This is a genomic window from Stenotrophomonas maltophilia group sp. Smal13, assembly GCF_030236855.1.
Lineage (GTDB): Bacteria > Pseudomonadota > Gammaproteobacteria > Xanthomonadales > Xanthomonadaceae > Stenotrophomonas > Stenotrophomonas maltophilia_A.
In genome coordinates this window covers 1-18,033 of sequence record NZ_JASJSQ010000004.1, presented here as the reverse complement: position 1 = coordinate 18,033, position 18,033 = coordinate 1, and the positions used below count along the sequence as shown (strand labels likewise).

The 18,033-nt window shown below is 64.8% G+C and carries 13 protein-coding genes; 5 read left to right on the top strand and 8 right to left on the bottom strand.

Annotated features, from left to right (window positions below):
* Nucleotides 1–7 precede the first annotated feature (7 nt).
* The 3 genes from QRO95_RS02515 to QRO95_RS02505 all read right to left on the bottom strand — a co-directional run bounded on the left by QRO95_RS02515 (nucleotide 8) and on the right by QRO95_RS02505 (nucleotide 6,615).
* Nucleotides 8–5,266, bottom strand: a complete 5,259-nt coding sequence (locus QRO95_RS02515) for an RHS repeat protein (protein WP_285301588.1) — start codon at nucleotides 5,264–5,266, stop codon at nucleotides 8–10.
* Nucleotides 5,267–5,449: 183 nt separating this feature from the next.
* The gene (locus QRO95_RS02510; RefSeq protein ID WP_404830327.1) at nucleotides 5,450–5,938 is read right to left on the bottom strand and encodes a DUF2867 domain-containing protein; all 489 of its coding nucleotides are present in this window, start codon (nucleotides 5,936–5,938) and stop codon (nucleotides 5,450–5,452) included.
* A 14-nt stretch (nucleotides 5,939–5,952) separates the two neighbouring features.
* Nucleotides 5,953–6,615: a serine/threonine-protein kinase gene (locus tag QRO95_RS02505; protein WP_071228174.1), complete on the bottom strand. Its 663-nt coding sequence runs from the start codon at nucleotides 6,613–6,615 to the stop codon at nucleotides 5,953–5,955.
* A gap of 85 nt (nucleotides 6,616–6,700) precedes the next feature.
* On the opposite strand from QRO95_RS02505, the gene QRO95_RS02500 reads away from it, so the two are divergent.
* Nucleotides 6,701–8,695, top strand: a complete 1,995-nt coding sequence (locus tag QRO95_RS02500; protein WP_285301587.1) for a bifunctional DedA family/phosphatase PAP2 family protein — start codon at nucleotides 6,701–6,703, stop codon at nucleotides 8,693–8,695.
* A 220-nt stretch (nucleotides 8,696–8,915) separates the two neighbouring features.
* Here QRO95_RS02500 and QRO95_RS02495 read toward each other — a convergent pair whose 3' ends face one another.
* The 3 genes from QRO95_RS02495 to QRO95_RS02485 all read right to left on the bottom strand — a co-directional run bounded on the left by QRO95_RS02495 (nucleotide 8,916) and on the right by QRO95_RS02485 (nucleotide 11,747).
* Entirely contained in the window at nucleotides 8,916–9,494 is a 579-nt protein-coding gene (locus QRO95_RS02495) for an LON peptidase substrate-binding domain-containing protein (RefSeq protein WP_285301586.1), read from the bottom strand.
* Nucleotides 9,491–10,855, bottom strand: a complete 1,365-nt coding sequence (gene mpl, locus QRO95_RS02490; RefSeq protein ID WP_285301585.1) for a UDP-N-acetylmuramate:L-alanyl-gamma-D-glutamyl-meso-diaminopimelate ligase — start codon at nucleotides 10,853–10,855, stop codon at nucleotides 9,491–9,493. Before mpl ends, QRO95_RS02495 begins: the two co-directional genes overlap by 4 nt.
* 328 nt (nucleotides 10,856–11,183) lie before the next feature.
* Nucleotides 11,184–11,747, bottom strand: coding sequence for an adenylate kinase (locus QRO95_RS02485; RefSeq protein ID WP_032128385.1), 564 nt, complete (start codon nucleotides 11,745–11,747; stop codon nucleotides 11,184–11,186).
* A gap of 136 nt (nucleotides 11,748–11,883) precedes the next feature.
* Between QRO95_RS02485 and QRO95_RS02480 the strand changes: the two genes are divergently transcribed.
* The 3 genes from QRO95_RS02480 (at nucleotide 11,884) to QRO95_RS02470 (ending at nucleotide 14,650) form a co-directional block, all read left to right on the top strand.
* Nucleotides 11,884–13,140: a 6-phosphofructokinase gene (locus QRO95_RS02480; RefSeq protein WP_285301584.1), complete on the top strand. Its 1,257-nt coding sequence runs from the start codon at nucleotides 11,884–11,886 to the stop codon at nucleotides 13,138–13,140.
* Nucleotides 13,141–13,345: 205 nt separating this feature from the next.
* Nucleotides 13,346–14,140 carry a hypothetical protein gene (locus QRO95_RS02475; RefSeq protein WP_049400701.1) on the top strand — a complete coding sequence of 265 codons (795 nt, stop codon included), beginning with the start codon at nucleotides 13,346–13,348 and terminating at the stop codon, nucleotides 14,138–14,140.
* 120 nt (nucleotides 14,141–14,260) lie between these two features.
* Nucleotides 14,261–14,650, top strand: coding sequence for a DUF488 domain-containing protein (locus QRO95_RS02470; protein ID WP_032128407.1), 390 nt, complete (start codon nucleotides 14,261–14,263; stop codon nucleotides 14,648–14,650).
* A 122-nt stretch (nucleotides 14,651–14,772) separates the two neighbouring features.
* Here the strand turns inward: QRO95_RS02470 and QRO95_RS02465 are convergent, their stop codons facing one another.
* Nucleotides 14,773–15,276 (bottom strand): hypothetical protein, encoded by a 504-nt coding sequence (locus tag QRO95_RS02465; RefSeq protein WP_032128388.1) that lies wholly within the window; start codon nucleotides 15,274–15,276, stop codon nucleotides 14,773–14,775.
* Between the two features lie 308 nt (nucleotides 15,277–15,584).
* Here QRO95_RS02465 and QRO95_RS02460 point away from each other — a divergent pair, with 308 nt between their 5' ends.
* Nucleotides 15,585–17,612, top strand: a complete 2,028-nt coding sequence (locus tag QRO95_RS02460) for a sodium-translocating pyrophosphatase (RefSeq protein WP_032128389.1) — start codon at nucleotides 15,585–15,587, stop codon at nucleotides 17,610–17,612.
* A gap of 89 nt (nucleotides 17,613–17,701) precedes the next feature.
* Here the strand turns inward: QRO95_RS02460 and QRO95_RS02455 are convergent.
* Nucleotides 17,702–18,033: transposase (locus QRO95_RS02455; RefSeq protein ID WP_285301583.1), on the bottom strand; the 332-nt coding region annotated here is incomplete at its 5' end.

Here is an 18,033-nt window from a genome sequence, read left to right as displayed (position 1 = left end):
CACCTCATCATCGCGGCACCCCGCCACCGTCTTCGTCCAGATCACCGAGGTCGTAGATCGGCTGTGCATATGGCGGATCCGACCACGCAGAACATCCACTCGCGTTGCAGGCCCGCACGACATGCGAAGGCGCGCAATAGGCCGATGAGGAGACGTTGGACGACACTTCGGTCGCAGGACCGTCGTACTGCTTCATACCGCCAGGCACCTGCAACTGATAGCTGGCTGCGCCCGCGCTGGCGGTCCATGCAACCTCACAACGCTGTTGTCGCAGACGCTTGAGTCGCCACGTGGTCTGCAGCGAGTGGGTAATCTTCGGGGTCGCTGGCGGCGGTGTGGAGTTGATGCTGGCAGCCGCAGAGTACCCGCTGCAACCCGAGACATTGCAGGCCTTGACCCTGTAGCCGTAGACCCCATAGCCAAGACCGCTGCGATTCGACTGTGTCGTTCCATCGTTCTGGACCAGTGACCAAGCGCCACTGTTGATACGCTCTTCAAGCATGTAGTTGACTGCCATGGAAACAGCACTCCAACTCACCACGGCAGTACCTGATGCCGTCGCTGCTGGCGCGCTGATCACGGGAGAGGCCGGCGGTCGGATTACAGAAACGACAGCAGAAGCCGAGTAGACGCCCCAGCCAGCATCGTTGCCCGCGCGAACCCGATATCCATAGTTTCCGGTCCCCTTGCCACTGAACCCCTGGCTTGTACTGCTGACCGAAGCCACGGCTTTCCATGCGCCGCCATTGACGTTCTCCTCAAGCGAATAGCGGGCTGCGCCTGCAACGCTGCCCCATGAAATCGTGTAGCTGCCATTGAGGCTTTGTGCCGGAACAGTGATTGATGTAGCCGCAGCGGGTGGATAGATCACCGTGGTCGAAGCGATGGCTGATTCAGGACCGCATCCAGCCGGATTGCAGCCATAGATGCGGTAACCATAACTGCCGGCCGCCTTACCTGAAACTGCACGGCTACGTACAGCGCTTTCCTGCACACTCTGCCAAGCCCCCGAACCGACACGCTCCTGCAAGCGATAGGTGGCGGCGCCAGCCACCTCCGTCCAACTCACCACATAGCTCCCGTTGAAGGCGGTTGCCGGCACCGAGGCCACGGCCTTTCCCGTGGGAGCACGCTGCACCACCACGCTGGCCGTAGCAGACCAACCACTGCAACTGTTCTGCTGACAGGCCCTAACGGCGTAGCCAAAGGTCCCCTCTGCCTTCGCCGATACATTCCAACTGCGGTCAGCACCTGTGTAGGCAGTAGCCCAAGCCCCCGAACCGCTCTGTTCACGCAGCTCATAGCGCGTAGCATAGGATACCGCCGTCCATTGCAATGCATAGGCACCATTGCTGCTGAAGACGGGTGCGGTCAGCACCGGTGTAGTCGGCGCCACAATCTGGATAGCCTGAGCAATCAAGCTGCCGTTGAGGTGAATGTACTCGGTGTTGCGGCCTTCCCTGGCATTCTCCTGGCGACGCAACACGCCATCATTGCCATACAACGAACGGATGTTCGAGTTTTCGCCAGCCCCCGTGGATAGAATGCGTCGACCGTGAGCGTCGTAGCGATATCGCTCGGCACTGGCCACGGTTCGCAGACGATTGCCGAAGTCGAAGCTGTAGGCTACGCCGCTACGATTGGACAGATTGCCTTGCACGTCGTAGCTCAGGCCAAGTGTGGTTGCACCACCACTATTCTGTACATTGGTCAATCGATTCTTGGCGTCATACCAGTAGACATGGTCCTTGACGCCAGCCAACTTGGCCGAGCGCAGATTATCCACAGCATCGTAGGTGTAGCGATAGACGCCGTCGCCCCCGAACGACGGCGACGTAGCCTGGATCAATCGGTCCAGGCCATCGTATGCCATGGTCCGGGTCCGCTTGGCGTCCAGATTGTCGACAATACGAGCGACATTGCCGTTCGCGTCGTACTCGTATGTGCTATCGAGGGCTCCCTTGCTGTCGGTGACGCGGGTGGGCAGCTGCCGCTGGTTCTGAGCCATCGTGTGGACGATGCCATTGCCATAGGTGAACTGCTTCATGCCGCCATTGGGATAGTAGGTGACGCTGGATGCAAAGCTACCCGCCTTGGTGGGCTGGCCAAATGCGTTGGGCGCATAGTCAACGAAGCGACCGCTCGGATAGGTAAGTGCGGACAAGGCACCATTGGTGTCGTAGGCATACCCGAGCGCCTGTATGCCAAGCGTGCTGTCACTGGATGTTTCCGCCGTCAACAGACCACGCTTGTTATACGTAAAGGTGTTGATCGACTGAGTGGCCCCACCATCGTTGACGGTGGTCACGGTCGCGGGCCTTCCGTCCTTGGTATAGATCCAGCTCTGGTTGCCATTCTTGTCAGGGAAACCCAACGTCGACAGCCGATTGCGAGCATCATACCCACGCACGACCTTACGCGCCGCCACGCTCGCCGCCCCGGAATCGCAAGCAGTGGCACTGGGTAGATCCAGGCCTGCCGCACTCCACGCGAGATTGCCTGCTGCGTCATAACCCATGACGGTCGCACCGGTTTCCGGCTCTATGCTCTTGCAAAGCTGCTGATTACCGTCATACACGTAGCTACGGACAATCTTGGTGCTGCTGTCCTGGCTGCGGCGCGCGATCGAGCGCGGCTTGCCGAAGATGTCGCGCCCGATCTCGGTAAAGGTGCCCGCAGGGTGGGTGATCGATACCGGCGCCTCTGTCGAGGGTGCACCGAAGGCCTGGAATGTGGTCACCGTGGCGTTGCCCTTCGGGTCAACCACCTTCAAACCACCACCGTTCAGATAGCTGGTCAGGGAGGTCAGAATCCCTGTCTCACCGTCGACCGAAACCGAGGTTTGCCGCCCCAGCGCATCGTAGCCCGTCCAGGTACCCGTGCTCAGTGACGCGGATCCACCAACGTGCGAAGCGAACACCTGCCTTCCCGCTTCGTCATAGGCGAACCGCTGATAGCGCTGGGTGGTGCTACGGGCGGAATCGTCATATTCCTCCGTCAGCAGCGGTCGCCAGAAGGCATCGAAGAAGACACTGCGGCGGGAATTCCCGGTCGCAACGACCTGTCTCCAGTGACCTGCCGCAATACCGTACTCATCACCATTGATGGGAGCAAACTGCTGCGTCGTACGCGCCCAGGCAACGCTATCACCTGCTGGCCAATCAATGGCTGCGACGCGCCCCATTGCATCGTAGCTGTACTGGGTAGCCGCACCATTTTCATCGGTGATGCTGGCGACCCAGCCGTTATCGTCCACCACCGCCGACTGCGTAGCGCCGTCGGCAAACTGGATCTGCTGTGGCGTGCCGCGCTTCCAGCCGGAAAGCGTGGTGCGGTTGCCGCGACCATCGGCAACCGTGGCAATAGTTCCGTCCGCGTTGTAGGTCAGTATCTGCTTCAGAGCCCCATAGGAGCGCACTTCGGCCGGCCGCATCAGACCATCAAACGCCGTTTGTTCAACCACCACGCCAGTGTTTTCGTTGGTGATCTTCGCCGTCGCCCCCAGTATCCACCTGTTGCGGTCGTCCGCGTACTGGGTCGCGTCGGTCCTGTTTCCCAAAGGACTGGAACTGTTGACACGCAACGGGCGAGCCAGGTCGTCGAAGGACAATATGCTGGTCTGATAGTTGACGCCGTCCTGCTGAATGGCTTCGGCCACCACTGGACGCACCTGGGCTGTACTGGGCTCGTCACCGCTGTAGATGATTCCATACAGCGGAACAAACGGTTGACTCTTGGCTTCATCGCTCGACATGTAAACCGATGTCGATGTTCTGAGCGTTTTTCCGGTCGCATCAACTACGCTGCTGCCCAGCAGGCGGCCCTCATTGAGGGCGTACTGCGAGCCATAGCGATAGAGCGTGCGGGTTCCGTCAGGATTAACTACAGAAACCTGCTTTTCCTGCTTGCAGTTCGTGCACGGATAGATTGCCGGCCCTCCAGCCCCGCCCCAGAGCGCCTCGAATCCATCCCCATAGCCATATTGCCACTGGAGGGTTTTCGACAGCCCTGGCCCCCAGATCTTCTTCGAATAAAGCGAGACAACATCGAAGAAGTAGGGCATAGCGACTTCGTAGTAGTACTGCGAGTTGGAGATTCGCCGGACACACTCGCTTGCGTGCAGACCGCTTCGGTACTGGCGCCCATTGGAGAAGCTGAACTCCCCTGTCGCACCAGATGGATGCTGGATGGTCATGATCAGCCGGCCATCGCGCGGCGGCGGCTGTTCGAGGCAATCGGGTCGGCTGTTGCCATCCCATGCGATATCATCGAACGCCTTCAACGCACTCGAATACGAGTAGCGCCATGCACTTCCATCCGGCAGCGCGACATGATTGAGGCGGTTCTGCCCTTCAACCTGTCCATAGGCATAAGTCCACGTGCGCCCCGCTGCCGTCACAGAGGCCAACAGCGAGCCATTATAGGAAAGTGATATCTCGCGCCCATCGCTGGACCAGATACGTACAGGATGCCCATTGCCGTTGTACTGGTACTGCACCCAGTTACCGGAACGATCCTCCACGCGGCTTGCCATCAGATACATCCGCATGCGTGCGATCTGGCTGCGGTCACCCAGACCGCCGGATTTCACCAGCGTCCCGCCGTAACGACTGAACGCAGTATCGAAGAAATAGCTCACCCCTGCAGTGGTCTTGACCCGGTATCCTTCACCAGCCAGACCTGACTTCATCGGTATGCAATCGATCGCGTCCCGTTGCGACGTGGTCCATTTCCTGGCAATGCCATCACTCGGCACTGGCTGGTTCTGCCAGATTCCCAGCATCGTCCGATCGCCGCCCTCAGGCACGTGCACGACGTTTCCTTGCCAGACTTCGTTGAGACGGAAGGTAATGGGACCGCGCGGAACCATATTTACACTGCAGCGATCATTGGCCCATGAGTTGGCTCCCGGCAGCATCGCCACAATGTAGGGAACGTCCACCTCCCAACCGCCGACTCCCTCGATGTTGGCGTTGAAGCTTCCAGCCCCCACCAGATCCATCTCGACGCTGAAGCGACGCCGCATCTGCACAGGCAGTGCGTTGTTGCCGGGCAGGCTGACATCGGTCACGGCAAATTCGGTCTTGCCGTTGTAGAGGCTGACACTCTCACCAAAGAGATCGTCCTTCAGCGCGGTCAGATTCTGTGCGGACTCGATGAGCTTGCGATACTCCTGATACGGCTGGACCGCCGAGACCGTTCCCGCACCCACACACAGCACCAGTACCGCAACTGCGCGGTACTGCCAAGTAGAAAATCGACTCACAGCATTCCCCTCGCGTCCGCATGCGAACCCGCGCCAGGGCGGCGCGACGACGCTTCCATGCGACTCTCTCGCTCTCGATTCTAGGTGAGTACCACGAGCAGATGAAAGATGTTTTCAGCGCCAATTATCTGGCGTCTGTGCGCAATCATTGAATTGCGAACAGCACCCACGCATGGCGTGGATCTACCGGTACAACTGCACCTGCTTTTTCAACAGATGCGGCACGATCAGCCGATGCACGGGCGCAACCGGCAGCATGTACACGCGCCCGAACGCGTTGTGCGTATGCACCACGGTCGCCACTTCCAGCACGTCGCCCTGCCACTGCAGCGCCAGCTGCACGCGCAGGTGGCGGTCGTCGTCTTCCAGCACGATGGCATCGTCGTCCAGCGACCGCAGGGTGAAGATGCCCAGCCGCTGGCCGGGTTGAGGATCCTCAACATCCTGCACCGCACGCAACGAGCCCAGGTGCTTCATGCCGAGCAGGCGCATGCCGCGATTGCGCAGCGCCATCAGCCCATCGAACCAGCCGGGAATGGTCGCCGCCATATCGCGGTAGGCCTGCAGGGCCGAGCGCCCATCGCGACGAGTCGTCGCCTGGCAGGCGTGCACGAAGTCGGCACCGGGCAATTGCGCACGCAGCACACTGCAGGCAGTTGGCGGCCTGCTCACGACGGACGCACTGCTCACGGCTTCGGCCCCTGCCCTTCGTTGTCTTCCCAATGCAGGATGCGGCGGGTCACGAAGCGATAGACCGGCTTGCCGGTGGCGAACCACAGTTCGCGCACCCACGAGGTGCGCTTGAGCACCCGCTTCTCCACCGGGGTGAGCGATTCACGGCAGTACATGCGCTTGTGCTTGAGCAGGTGGCGCAGGTCCTCGCGGGCCAGCAGCCGCATCCAGCGCGAGCGCGGGTTGCCGATCACCGCCAGCTGGAAGTCGATCAGCGCCGGGCGGCCGTCTTCGGTGACCAGCCAGTTGGCTTCCTTGGCCAGATCGTTGTGGGCCACGCCATTCCGATGCAGCTGCTGCAGCAGCCGACGCGCCGAGCGGAACCAGGCCAGATCGCCACGCGGCGGGCGCTGGTACATGGCATCGCCGGCCATGAAGCTGCGGTCGAGGTGACGGCCATCCCACGCCAGCAGCTGCGGCACATCGGCCATGCCGTGGATGTGCTGCAACGCGCGTGCTTCGCGGCGGGCCAGCCACCAGGCCGGCAGCCGCAGCCACAGCGGCGTGGCGCCCAGATCACGGCGCACGAAGGGGCCATCGGGCCCTTTCACAAGAAGGATCTGGCCGAAGCTGTCGGCCTTCAAAGCATGCGATGGAGCGTCTGGCGTATGCGGCATGGGGCCATTCTAGGCGAAGGCGCCGGTTGCAAACGGTCACGAAGCGGCTGGGAACCAGTCACCTTCACGCCCCTATAATCGGGCAATGGACTCTTCATGGATCGACGCCACGCTCGCGTGGATTGCCGCTCACCCCGTGCTGGCGGGTGCCGTTATCTTCCTCATCGCCTTCTGCGATGCGGTGATCATTCTTGGCGCCATCGTGCCGGCGCTGCCGCTGCTGTTCGCGGTGGGCGTGTTCATCGGCCTGGGCCAGATCTCCGGGCCGTACGCGGTGGCGGCTGCAGCCCTGGGCGCATTTGCCGGCGACGGTATCAGTTACTGGATCGGCCGACGCTGGGGCGACCGCCTGCGCGGCATCTGGCCGTTCAGCCGCTACCCGCAGCTGCTCGACCGCGGCGAGAACCTGTTCCGCCGCAACGCCTTCAAAAGCATCCTGATTGCACGCTACGTGGGCGCGATCCGCCCGTTCGTGCCGGCCATCGCCGGCATGATGAAGATGCCGGCCAGCCGCTACGTGCAGGCCAGCGGCATCGCCAGCATCTCCTGGGCCGTACTGTTCCTGGCGCCGGGCTGGATTCTTGGCGAAGCTTACGACGCAGTCGCGGCGGTGGCCGGGCGTCTGGTGGTGGTGGTCGGGCTGCTCGCGGTGATCCTCGGCCTGGTCTGGGCCATCGTGCTGTACGGCTACCGCTGGTCGGCCGCGCGCATGGACAACTGGCTGGCACGCCTGCTGGACTGGTCCAACCGCCACCCGACGCTGGGCCGCTACACCGTCGGCGTGCTTGATCCCAAGCGCCGCGAATCGGTGCCGCTGGCGATGCTGGCGTTGATGCTGCTGGTACTGGGCTGGGGCTGGTTCGCGTTACTGACCGTGTTGGTCGCACACGGCGAGCCACTGGCGATCGACCTCCTGGTGCACCAGGCCATGCTGGCGCTGCGCAATCCGCTGGCCGACTACCCGATGGCCGCGCTGGCATCGCTGGGCGCCTGGCAGGTACTGCTGCCGGCCACCGCGGCGGCGATGGGCTATCTGATCTGGCGCCGGCGCTGGATGGCAGCCGCGCACTGGCTGGCCGCGCTTGCCTTCGGCCTGGCCCTGACCATGCTGCTCGGCGCCACCGTGGATGTGGTGCGCCCGGTCGATGCCAGCAGCGGCTTTGGCTTCCCGTCGGTGTCGGTGACCATGGCCACCATCACCTTCGGCTTCTTCGCGGTGCTGATCGCCCGCGAGATGCCCGGCCGCACCCGCGTCTGGCCGTACCTGGTGTCGGGCATCGTGGTCAGCCTGATCGGCTTCTCGCGCCTGTACCTGGGCGCGCACTGGCTGAGCGATGTGATCGGCGGCATGCTGTTCGGCACGTTCTGGCTGCTGGTGCTGGGCATCGCCTACCGCCGCCGCTTCAACCGCTCATTCTGGGTGAAGCCGGTGGCCTGGCTGTTCTACGGCGTCTTCGCCGTGGCGGCGATGTGGTACGCGCCGCGCCACATTCCGGTGAAGCTGGAGCGGTTCGAGCCGACCCTGCCGGCACCGCAGGCGATGGATGCGCAAGCCTGGTGGCAGCACGACTGGGCCACGCTGCCGGCGCGCCGCAACGAGTTCGACGACGACCAGCGCTGGCCGCTGGACGTGCAGGTGGCGGGCCCGCTGGCGCCGCTGCAGGCGCAGCTGGAAGCCCGCGGCTGGAAGCGGCAGGAGCAGGCCGGCTGGCAGCAGGCGCTGCTGATGCTGGACAAGAACACCGGCGCCGACGAGCTGCCGGTATTGCCGGCCACGCTGGACACCCGCGTGGAAGCACTGCTGATGGTGCGCCAGGGTGCGAAGCCGGATGAGCGCTATGTGCTGCGCCTGTGGCCGGCACCCGCGCAGCTGCAGCCGGGCAACACGCCGCTGTGGCTGGGCAGTGCACAGACCCTGCGTTACGAGCGCCACTTCGAATGGATCGGCATGTGGCACCCGCTGCGGGGTGTCGACCCGGCGTTGAACGCGGTGAAGGACGCCGTGCAGGACCTGCCGCAGCACGAGGATGTGCACAGCGAAACCGGGCTGCCGGTGTTGCGGTTGAAGACCATGCCGTGATCGAGCCGGTGCTTCTCTGGTAGTCGCCAACCTTGGTTGGCGCTTCGGGAAAAGGCCGCCAACCAAGGTTGGCAGCTACCGGTTCCGGTGCGCTCTGGCTGTCGCCAACCCTGGTTGGCGTTTCCCGGTTCCGGCGCGCTCTGGCTGTCGCCAACCCTGGTTGGCGTTTCCCGGTTCCGCTGCGCTCTGGTAGTGGCCAACCTTGGTTGGCGTTTTCCGGTTACGGCATCCAGCCCAGCAACTGCTGCAATCGCTGGTGCGGGTCATCCATCTGCAGCAGCTGCAGGCGCTGCTGCTCGCTCAGTGGCAGCAGTTCGGCCAGCCGCCAGCCGACCCAGCTGGCCTGGTCCAGCAATGCCGGGTTGGCCGGCGCATAGGCCTCGCCGGCCTGTTCGATGATGTGCCCCAGCACCGTGGCCAGCAGCGCATGCTGCGGCCGCAATTCGTCATCGGGGTCTTCATCGCACCAACGCACGTCGGCCACCACCAGGCCGTTGTCGCGTACGCGGGTGCGCTCGACATGGAAGCGGCGGGTGCCACGCAGGCGCAACTGCAGCACGCCGTCGGCGCCGACATCGAAGTCTTCGATGCGTACCTGCACGCCATACGCTGCCGGTGTCGCCGGGGCTCCCACGTCCTGGCCGTCGAGGATCAGGCAGACACCAAAGCCTTCGCCACTGCGGCCGCTGTCGCGGACCAGGTCCAGGTAGCGCCGCTCGAATACACGCAGGCCCACCGCTGCACCCGGCACCAGCGTGGTGTGCAGCGGAAACAGCGGCAGCGAACCGTCGACGCTCATCGGGCCTGCAGCGCGGCCAGGAAACGGCGCGGTGCACCGTCGAAGCCACCGTTGGACATGAACACCACGTGGTCACCACTGCACACGCTGGCCTGCAATTGCGCCAGCAACGCGTCGGTATCGGGCACCGCGTGCGCTTCGCCACGCACCGCGGCGATCACCGCAGCGGCATCCCAGGCCAGTTCCGGGCGATGCAGGAACACCACTTCATCGGCCAGCGCCAGCGACGGTGCCAGCGCCTGCGCATGTGCGCCCAGCCGCATCGAATTGCTGCGCGGCTCCATCGCGACCACGATGCGCGCATCACCCACCTTGGCACGCAGGCCTTCCAATGTGGTGGCGATCGCGGTCGGGTGATGGGCGAAATCGTCGTAGACGGTGATGCCGTCATGGTGGCCGATCACTTCCATGCGGCGCTTGACGCTGCGGAAGCGTGACAACGCAGGAATCACGTCGGCCGGTGCCACGCCCACCGCATGCGCGGCGGCCAGCGCAGCCAGGCCGTTGAGCACGTTGTGGCGGCCCAGCAACGACCACTGCACGTCGCCCATTGCCTGCCCGCGGTGATGCACGCGAAACGCGCTGCCATCGGCGGCCAGCAGCTCGGCATGCCATTCCAGCGACGGATCGAATCCGAAGCGTTCGACCGGCGTCCAGCAGCCCATCGCCAGCACTTCGGCCAGATGCTGATCCTCGCCGTTGACGATCAGTCGGCCACGCGCCGGCACCGTGCGCACCAGATGGTGGAACTGGCGCTGGATCGCGGCCACGTCGGGGAAGATATCGGCGTGGTCGTATTCAAGGTTGTTGAGGATGGCCACCAGCGGCCGGTAGTGCACGAACTTGCTGCGCTTGTCGAAGAAGGCGGTGTCGTACTCGTCGGCCTCGACCACGAACTCGCGGCCCTGGCCCAGGCGGGCGGAGACGCCGAAATCCTCGGCGACGCCGCCGATCAGGAAACCGGGCGAACGACCGGCGCTTTCCAGCAGCCAGGTGAGGATGGTGGTGGTGGTGGTCTTGCCGTGGGTACCGGCCACGGCCAGGGTGTCGCGGCCCGGCAGCACCTGTTCGGACAGCCACTGGGCGCCGGAGATGTAGCGCTGGCCGGCGTCGAGCACGGCCTCCACGGCCGGGTTGCCGCGCGAGAGCGCGTTGCCGATCACCACCTCGTCGGTGCCGGCCGGCACGCTGTCGGCGCGGTAACCCTGGTCCAGGGTGATGCCCAGCTGTTCGAGCTGGGTCGACATCGGCGGATAGATGGCCTGGTCGCTGCCGCTGACCGTATGGCCCAGTTCCCGCGCCAGGGCGGCCACGCCGCCCATGAAGGTGCCGGCGATTGCAAGGATATGTACGCTGCTCATGACCGAGGATTGTGACCGATGACGGCTGTATAGGGCCAATGTCCGATCCGGGGTAAGACAAGTCCTACACAGGATGTGAGAAAACTCCAATCATCTGTCAGGGAAATCCCGATAGCGATGTTCTGTGAACCCGGACACAATTCGAACTGCCAGCCGCAGTACCCGAACCGGTCCTACTCCCCAAGAGGCCATCCCCAAGGGAGCTCATGCTGCGGGGCCCTGAGCAAGCCCTCTGCTGGCGCCTATCAAACGACACAGGCCTGGTCCTCGCGGACCAGGCCTGTGCTTTTTGCGCCCGAAGGACCGGCAGTGCACCGGCCCTGCAGGATCAACCCTTGATCGCCGCCAGGATGCGGGCTTCGATCTCGTCCAGCTCACCGACGCCGTCGACGCGGGCCAGGGTGCCACGGCCGGCGTAGAAGTCGACCACCGGGGCAGTCTGGTCGTTGTAGACCTGCAGGCGCTGGCGCACCGCTTCCGGCGTGTCATCGGCGCGGCCCTGTTCCTTGGCACGACCGGCGATGCGCTCGACCAGCAGCTCGGTGGCCACGTCCAGCTGCACCACGGCATCCAGCGGCTGGCCGATCTTGGCCAGCAGGCCGTCCATCGCATTGGCCTGGGCCACATTGCGCGGGTAGCCATCGAGGATGAAGCCCTTGGCGACATCGGCCTGGGTCAGGCGCGACTCCAGCATGCCCAGCAGGATGTCGTCCGACACCAGGTTGCCGGCATCCATCACCGTCTTGGCCTGCTTGCCCAGCTCCGTGCCCGCGGCGATTTCCGCGCGCAGCATGTCACCGGTCGAAATGTGGGCGATCCCCAGCTTTTCCTTCAGGCGCGTCGCCTGTGTCCCCTTGCCCGAACCGGGCGGTCCCAACAGAACCAATCGCATTGACCTGACTCCAACGTGTTGAAAACAAAGAAGGTTCGCGTCCCGGACGGACCGGTATCGCTGCACCGCAATAGCGCCACTTTACCGCATCCGGGTAATGTCCCTGCAATGTCCCCTCCCCCGAGCAGGTAGAAGCATGCGCAACGGTACTCTCCTCTACGCCCAGTCCGGCGGTGTCACCGCGGTCATCAACGCCACGGCAGCGGCGGTGATCGAGCAGGCCCGGGCCAAGGGGATCAAGGTCCTGGCTGCCCGCAACGGCATCCTCGGCGCCCTGCGCGAGGAGCTGATCGACACCAGCAAAGAGAGTGCCGCCGCGATCCGCGCGCTGGCCCATACCCCGGGCGGCGCCTTCGGCTCGTGCCGGGTCAAGCTGAAATCGCTGGACGCCGACCGCGCCCGCTACGACCGGCTGCTGCAGGTGCTGCAGGCCCACGACGTGCGCTGGTTCCTCTACAACGGCGGCAATGACTCGGCCGATACCGCGCTGAAGGTCTCGCAGCTGGCCAAGGCCTCCGGCTATGACCTGACCTGCATCGGTGTACCCAAGACCATCGACAACGACCTGGCGGTGACCGATACCTGTCCGGGCTTCGGCTCGGCGGCCAAGTACACCGCGGTCTCGGTGCGCGAAGCGGCGCTGGACGTGGCGGCAATGGCCGAGACCTCCACCCGTGTCTTCATCTACGAGGCCATGGGCCGCCACGCCGGCTGGCTGGCGGCGGCCGCCGGTCTGGCCGGCAACGGCGATGACGAAGCGCCGCACATCATCCTGCTGCCCGAACGCGCCTATGACGAAGCGGCGTTCCTGGCCAAGGTCAAGGCGGTGGTCGAGCGCGTCGGCTACTGCGTGGTGGTGGCGTCGGAAGGCATCGCCACCGCCGATGGCCGCTTCGTCGCCGACGCGGGCGGCGGCAAGGACTCGTTCGGTCACTCGCAGCTGGGCGGCGTGGCCGCGCACCTGGCCGGCCGGGTCAAGGACCAGCTGGGCCTGAAGGTGCACTGGGCGCTGCCCGACTACCTGCAGCGCTCGGCCCGCCACCTGGCCAGCAAGACCGACTGGGAGCAGGCGCAGGCGGTCGGCAAGGCCGCCGTGCAGCTGGCGCTGAAGGGACAGAACGGCGTGATGCCGGTGATCGTGCGCAGCAGCGATGCGCCCTATCGCTGGAAGATCGAAGCGGCGCTGCTGTCGAAGATCGCCAATCATGAAAAGAAGATGCCCGCCGGCTTCATCCGCCGCGACGGCTTCGGCATCACCGCCAAGGCACGCGCCTACCTGTCGCCGCTGATCAAGGGCGAAGCACCGCTGCCGTACGGCACCGACGGCCTGCCGAAGTACGTGACGCTGAAGAACGTGGCCGTGAAGCAGAAGCTGCCGGCCTTCGAGGGCTGAGCCGAAAAAGGGGACGGAGGGGATTAAGTCGTATACGCCCCTCTGTGCTGAGCCCTGTGCGGAGCGCAGGGCACATTGCGGCGGCCGTCGAAGCACCCCACAATCGGGCTCCGGCCCGGGGCAAAGGGGCCGCCGCAAGCCAGATTCGACGCTGCCCGGCCTTCAAGGCCCGGGCCTGTGCTGCCATTTCACAAGGACTGTAACCATGAAGCACCCGATCCTGATCGCCGCGCTGCTGTGCGGTGCCGCCGCGCCGGCCTTCGCTGCGACCTGCGAAAGCAACTTCCAGAAGAAGGGCAATCCCTTCGTCGGCACGACCTTCACCTCATCGGTCACCCATCCAGACCTGACCGTGGCCAGTGCCATCGGCCAGATGCGGGTGATCGCCAAGAACGCCAACATGGACGTCCTCAGCGAGGACGTGGAAGGCGGCTCGATGCTGATCGAAGAGCCGGAATCCATGGCCCACAAGCCGATTCCGATGATCATCAGTGCCACCTCCGAAGGCGGCCAGGGCACCGTCGGCATGGTGGTGAAGGTCAACAAGGGCGCCATTGCCTCGGCCGATGGCGTGCGCGAAGAAATGTGCAAGCTTCTCAACCAGATCAAGCCGGGCAAGGCTGGCGAACAGGCAGCCAAGGCCACTCCGCAGGCGTCGGTGGTAACGATTGCCGCCGACCGCTTCGGCTTCCAGCTGCGCAACCAGAACAAGGACAACCCGGCCGCGGTCGAGCCGCGCTACAAGGGCAAGACCTACGCCATCACCGGTCGCATCACCTCCGTGCTGCGCAGTGGCGGCACCTACAACACCAGCTTTGACCTGCCCAGCGATGGCAGCATCGACTTTGAGCGCGTGGCCATTTCCTGCTCGTTTGCAGCCAACCAGGCCGCGTATGCGCTGGCCCTGCGCCCGCGCGAGAAGGTGACGCTGACCGGCGTGGTCGACAGCTACGACCAGATTGGTCGTGTGTTGTGGTTGAAGGACTGCCGCGGCAACTGATCGCTGCCAGCATGGGAAAAGGCCCGGGTGCGCAGGCGCCCGGGCCTTTTCGTTTCCACAGCGGTTCACACCTGGCGCACGTGCATCGCAGGATGATGGATACCCCGTCCGGAGGTCATCATGGCACTGCGTGTTGTTCGACTGGGTACGCCGCGCCACCCCGGCGAAGGGCTGCGCATCGGTACCGTGCGGCGGCCGCCACGCGGCGTGCCGCGCAGTGAGTTCGCGGAACAGGACTGGTACGACGTCTGGTTCCCGACCCTGTCACCCAGCGCGGAACTGGTAAAGCGGGCGCACGAAGCGAAAACCGCGGCCGACTGGAATGCGTTCTTCCGCCACTACAAGGCCGAGATGAAGGCGCCCGATGCCGCCCACGCGCTGGACCTTCTTGCCGCGATGTCACAGCACAGCGACATCAGCGTGGGGTGCTACTGCGAGGATGAAGCGCATTGCCATCGCAGGGCCCTGCGAGAGCTGCTGGTGGCGCGCGGGGCGACGCTGGCGGAGTGATGATTGCAGGGTTGCCGGCCAGCGGCCGGCACTACCAGGTTGCCCGCCGGGCATGGCCCGGCACTACCGATGCGCAGCGAAGTAGATCCACGCCATGCGTTGATGCGCGCTGCTGGACGGCCTCAATTGCAGGCCTTGCCTTCCATCTGCAGCTGCGCGGCGAACATCGTCACCTGCGGAATCTGGCCGGCAGCGGCCTGCTTCTTGGCCTCTTCCAGATAGATGCGCGACTGGCCCTGCCCGTCCAGCTCGACCTTGTTGCTCGACGGCAGGCGCCACACCCGCACTACCGCCTGCTGCGCCGGGCACGCGGCATTGGGTACGCGGATCACATCATTGAGCTTCCAGCCCTTGTCGGCGCTTGGCTGCGCCTTGGCATAGTCGACGAAACGCGCGCGCGGCTGGCACTGCTCGCTGGTCCGCACCGGCGCGAAGCGATACGGCTCGGCCGCCTGACCGGTGAAGGCACCTTCCAGGCGCGCGCAGGCCTCGGGAATCTGCCGCAGGGTGTGCACCGCGCCCACGGCCTGGGGGGCACCCACGGCGCGCTGCAGCTCCGGGGTTTCCGCGGCGAGTGCCGGTACGGCCGGGACCAGGGCGGCAAGCATCAACAGGGACAGGCGCATGGGGAATCTCCTACGGGACTGAGCGCAGGCTTGCAGAGGCTGGCTTAACGGGGTGCAAAGGCCTGTGGCTTTCGAATCATGCCCATGGACTGGCGGCATGCGGCGGGGCTCGTAAAAACCAGTCGAGCACGGCTCGACTCTACAGTGCGCGGCACGCATACTGCGGGCACCAGGGAATGCTGAACACCGCCATACGTCGGACGACCACCAAGGTCGGTACGGGTTGGTTCCAGGCTGCAGCCCGTCGTCCCCCTCGTGGTGCCGTTCATCGCCACTGGATGCCTACATCCATTCTGCGGAGGGGTCTAATGCTGGAACGTCACGGGCTGTCATTGGCGCTGGGCTGCGCCATTCTCGCGATCCTGTTCGGAATCGTCTCGGCGCGCTGGATCCTGCGCCAACCCACCGGCAATGAACGCATGATCGCGATCGCCACCGCGATCCAGGAAGGTGCGCGTGCCTACCTCAACCGCCAGTACCTGACCATCGGCGTGGCCGGTGTGGTGCTGTTCGTGCTGGTCGGCATCTTCCTCAGCTGGTACACCGCGATCGGCTTCGCCATCGGTGCGGTGCTGTCCGGCGCGGCCGGCTACATCGGCATGAACGTGTCGGTACGCGCCAACGTGCGCACCGCCGAAGCTGCCCGCCACGGCATCAGCGCGGCGATGGACGTCGCCTTCCGCGGCGGTGCGATCACCGGCATGCTGGTGGTCGGTCTGGGCCTGCTGGGCGTGGCCGGTTACTACGCGCTGCTGCTGCGCATGGGCCTGCAGATGGACCAGGCGCTGCATGCACTGGTCGGGCTGGCGTTCGGCTCGTCGCTGATCTCGATCTTCGCGCGCCTGGGCGGCGGCATCTTCACCAAGGGCGCGGACGTCGGTGCCGACCTGGTCGGCAAGGTCGAAGCCGGCATTCCCGAAGACGATCCGCGCAACCCGGCGGTGATCGCCGACAACGTCGGTGACAACGTGGGTGACTGCGCCGGCATGGCCGCCGACCTGTTCGAGACCTACGCGGTGACCGTGATCGCCACCATGCTGCTGGGCAGCCTGATGCTGGCCGAGGCAGGCGCCAATGCGGTGCTGTATCCGCTGGTGCTGGGCGGCGTGTCGATCATCGCCTCGATCATCGGCGCGCTGTTCGTCAAGGTGAAGCCGGGCGGTTCGATCATGGGCGCACTGTACAAGGGCGTGATCGTCTCCGGCGTACTGGCCGCCATCGCCTTCTACCCGATCACCACCGGGTTGATGAGTGACAACGTGCATGGGCCGATGGCGCTGTATGGCTGCGCATTGATCGGGCTGGTGCTGACCGGCCTGATCGTGTGGATCACCGAGTACTACACCGGCACCCAGTACAAGCCGGTGCAGCACGTGGCACAGGCCTCGACCACTGGGCATGGCACCAACATCATCGCCGGCCTTGGCATTTCGATGAAGTCCACCGCGCTACCGGTGGTCGCGGTGTGTGCGGCAATCTGGGGCGCGTTCGCGCTTGGAGGCCTGTACGGCATCGCCATCGCCGCCACCGCGATGCTGTCGATGGCCGGCATGATCGTCGCCCTCGATGCCTATGGACCGATCACCGACAACGCCGGTGGCATCGCCGAGATGGCCGAGCTGCCCTCGGAGATCCGCGACATCACCGATCCGCTGGATGCGGTGGGCAACACCACCAAGGCAGTGACCAAGGGTTATGCGATCGGCTCTGCGGCACTGGCGGCACTGGTGCTGTTCGCCGACTACACCCATAACCTGCAGGCAGCACATCCGGGGCAGGAATTCCGCTTCGACCTCAGCGACCACACGGTGATCATCGGCCTGCTGATCGGCGGCCTGATTCCCTACCTGTTCGGTGCGATGGCGATGGAAGCGGTCGGCCGCGCCGCCGGTGCGGTGGTGGAAGAAGTGCGCCGCCAGTTCCGCGAGATCCCCGGCATCATGCAGGGCACCGGCAAGCCGCAGTACGACAAGGCGGTGGACATGCTGACCCGCTCGGCGATCCGCGAAATGATCGTGCCCTCGCTGCTGCCGGTGGCGGTGCCGGTGGTGGTCGGCCTGCTGCTGGGGCCGCGCGCACTGGGCGGCCTGCTGATCGGCACGATCGTGACCGGCCTGTTCGTGGCCATTTCGATGACCACCGGCGGCGGCGCCTGGGACAACGCCAAGAAGTACATCGAGGACGGCCACTTCGGCGGCAAGGGCAGCGAGGCGCACAAGGCGGCGGTGACCGGCGATACCGTCGGTGACCCCTACAAGGACACCGCCGGCCCGGCGATCAATCCGCTGATCAAGATCATCAACATCGTGGCACTGCTGCTGGTGCCCCTGCTGTAGATCCACGCCATGCGCAAACCCGTAGAGTCGAGCTTGCTCGACTGCTTCTGGCCCACACCGCAAGAGCAGTCGAGATCCTATGTTCGTGGTCAAGCCTGCTGGAAGCAGGCTTGACCCACCTTCAGCATGGCCGGATCGAAGTCCCGGCCGCTCTTGAACACACCCCAGGCGATCCTGGCCAGCTTTCTGGCCAGGATGTTGAAGACGGCGGTGCTGGGGTGACCGCGTTTTGACAGCTCGTCGTAGAGCGGTTGCCCCCGGCGACACCGCTTGAGCCCCATGGCGGCCATGTAGAGCATCTGGCGCAGCACTGGCGCGCCCTGTTTGGACAGCCGACGCCGTCCCGTTCTGCCGCCAGACTCGTTGGGCCGGGGATCCAGGCCGGTGCAGGCGATCCACGCGTTGGCGTTGGCCAACGGCC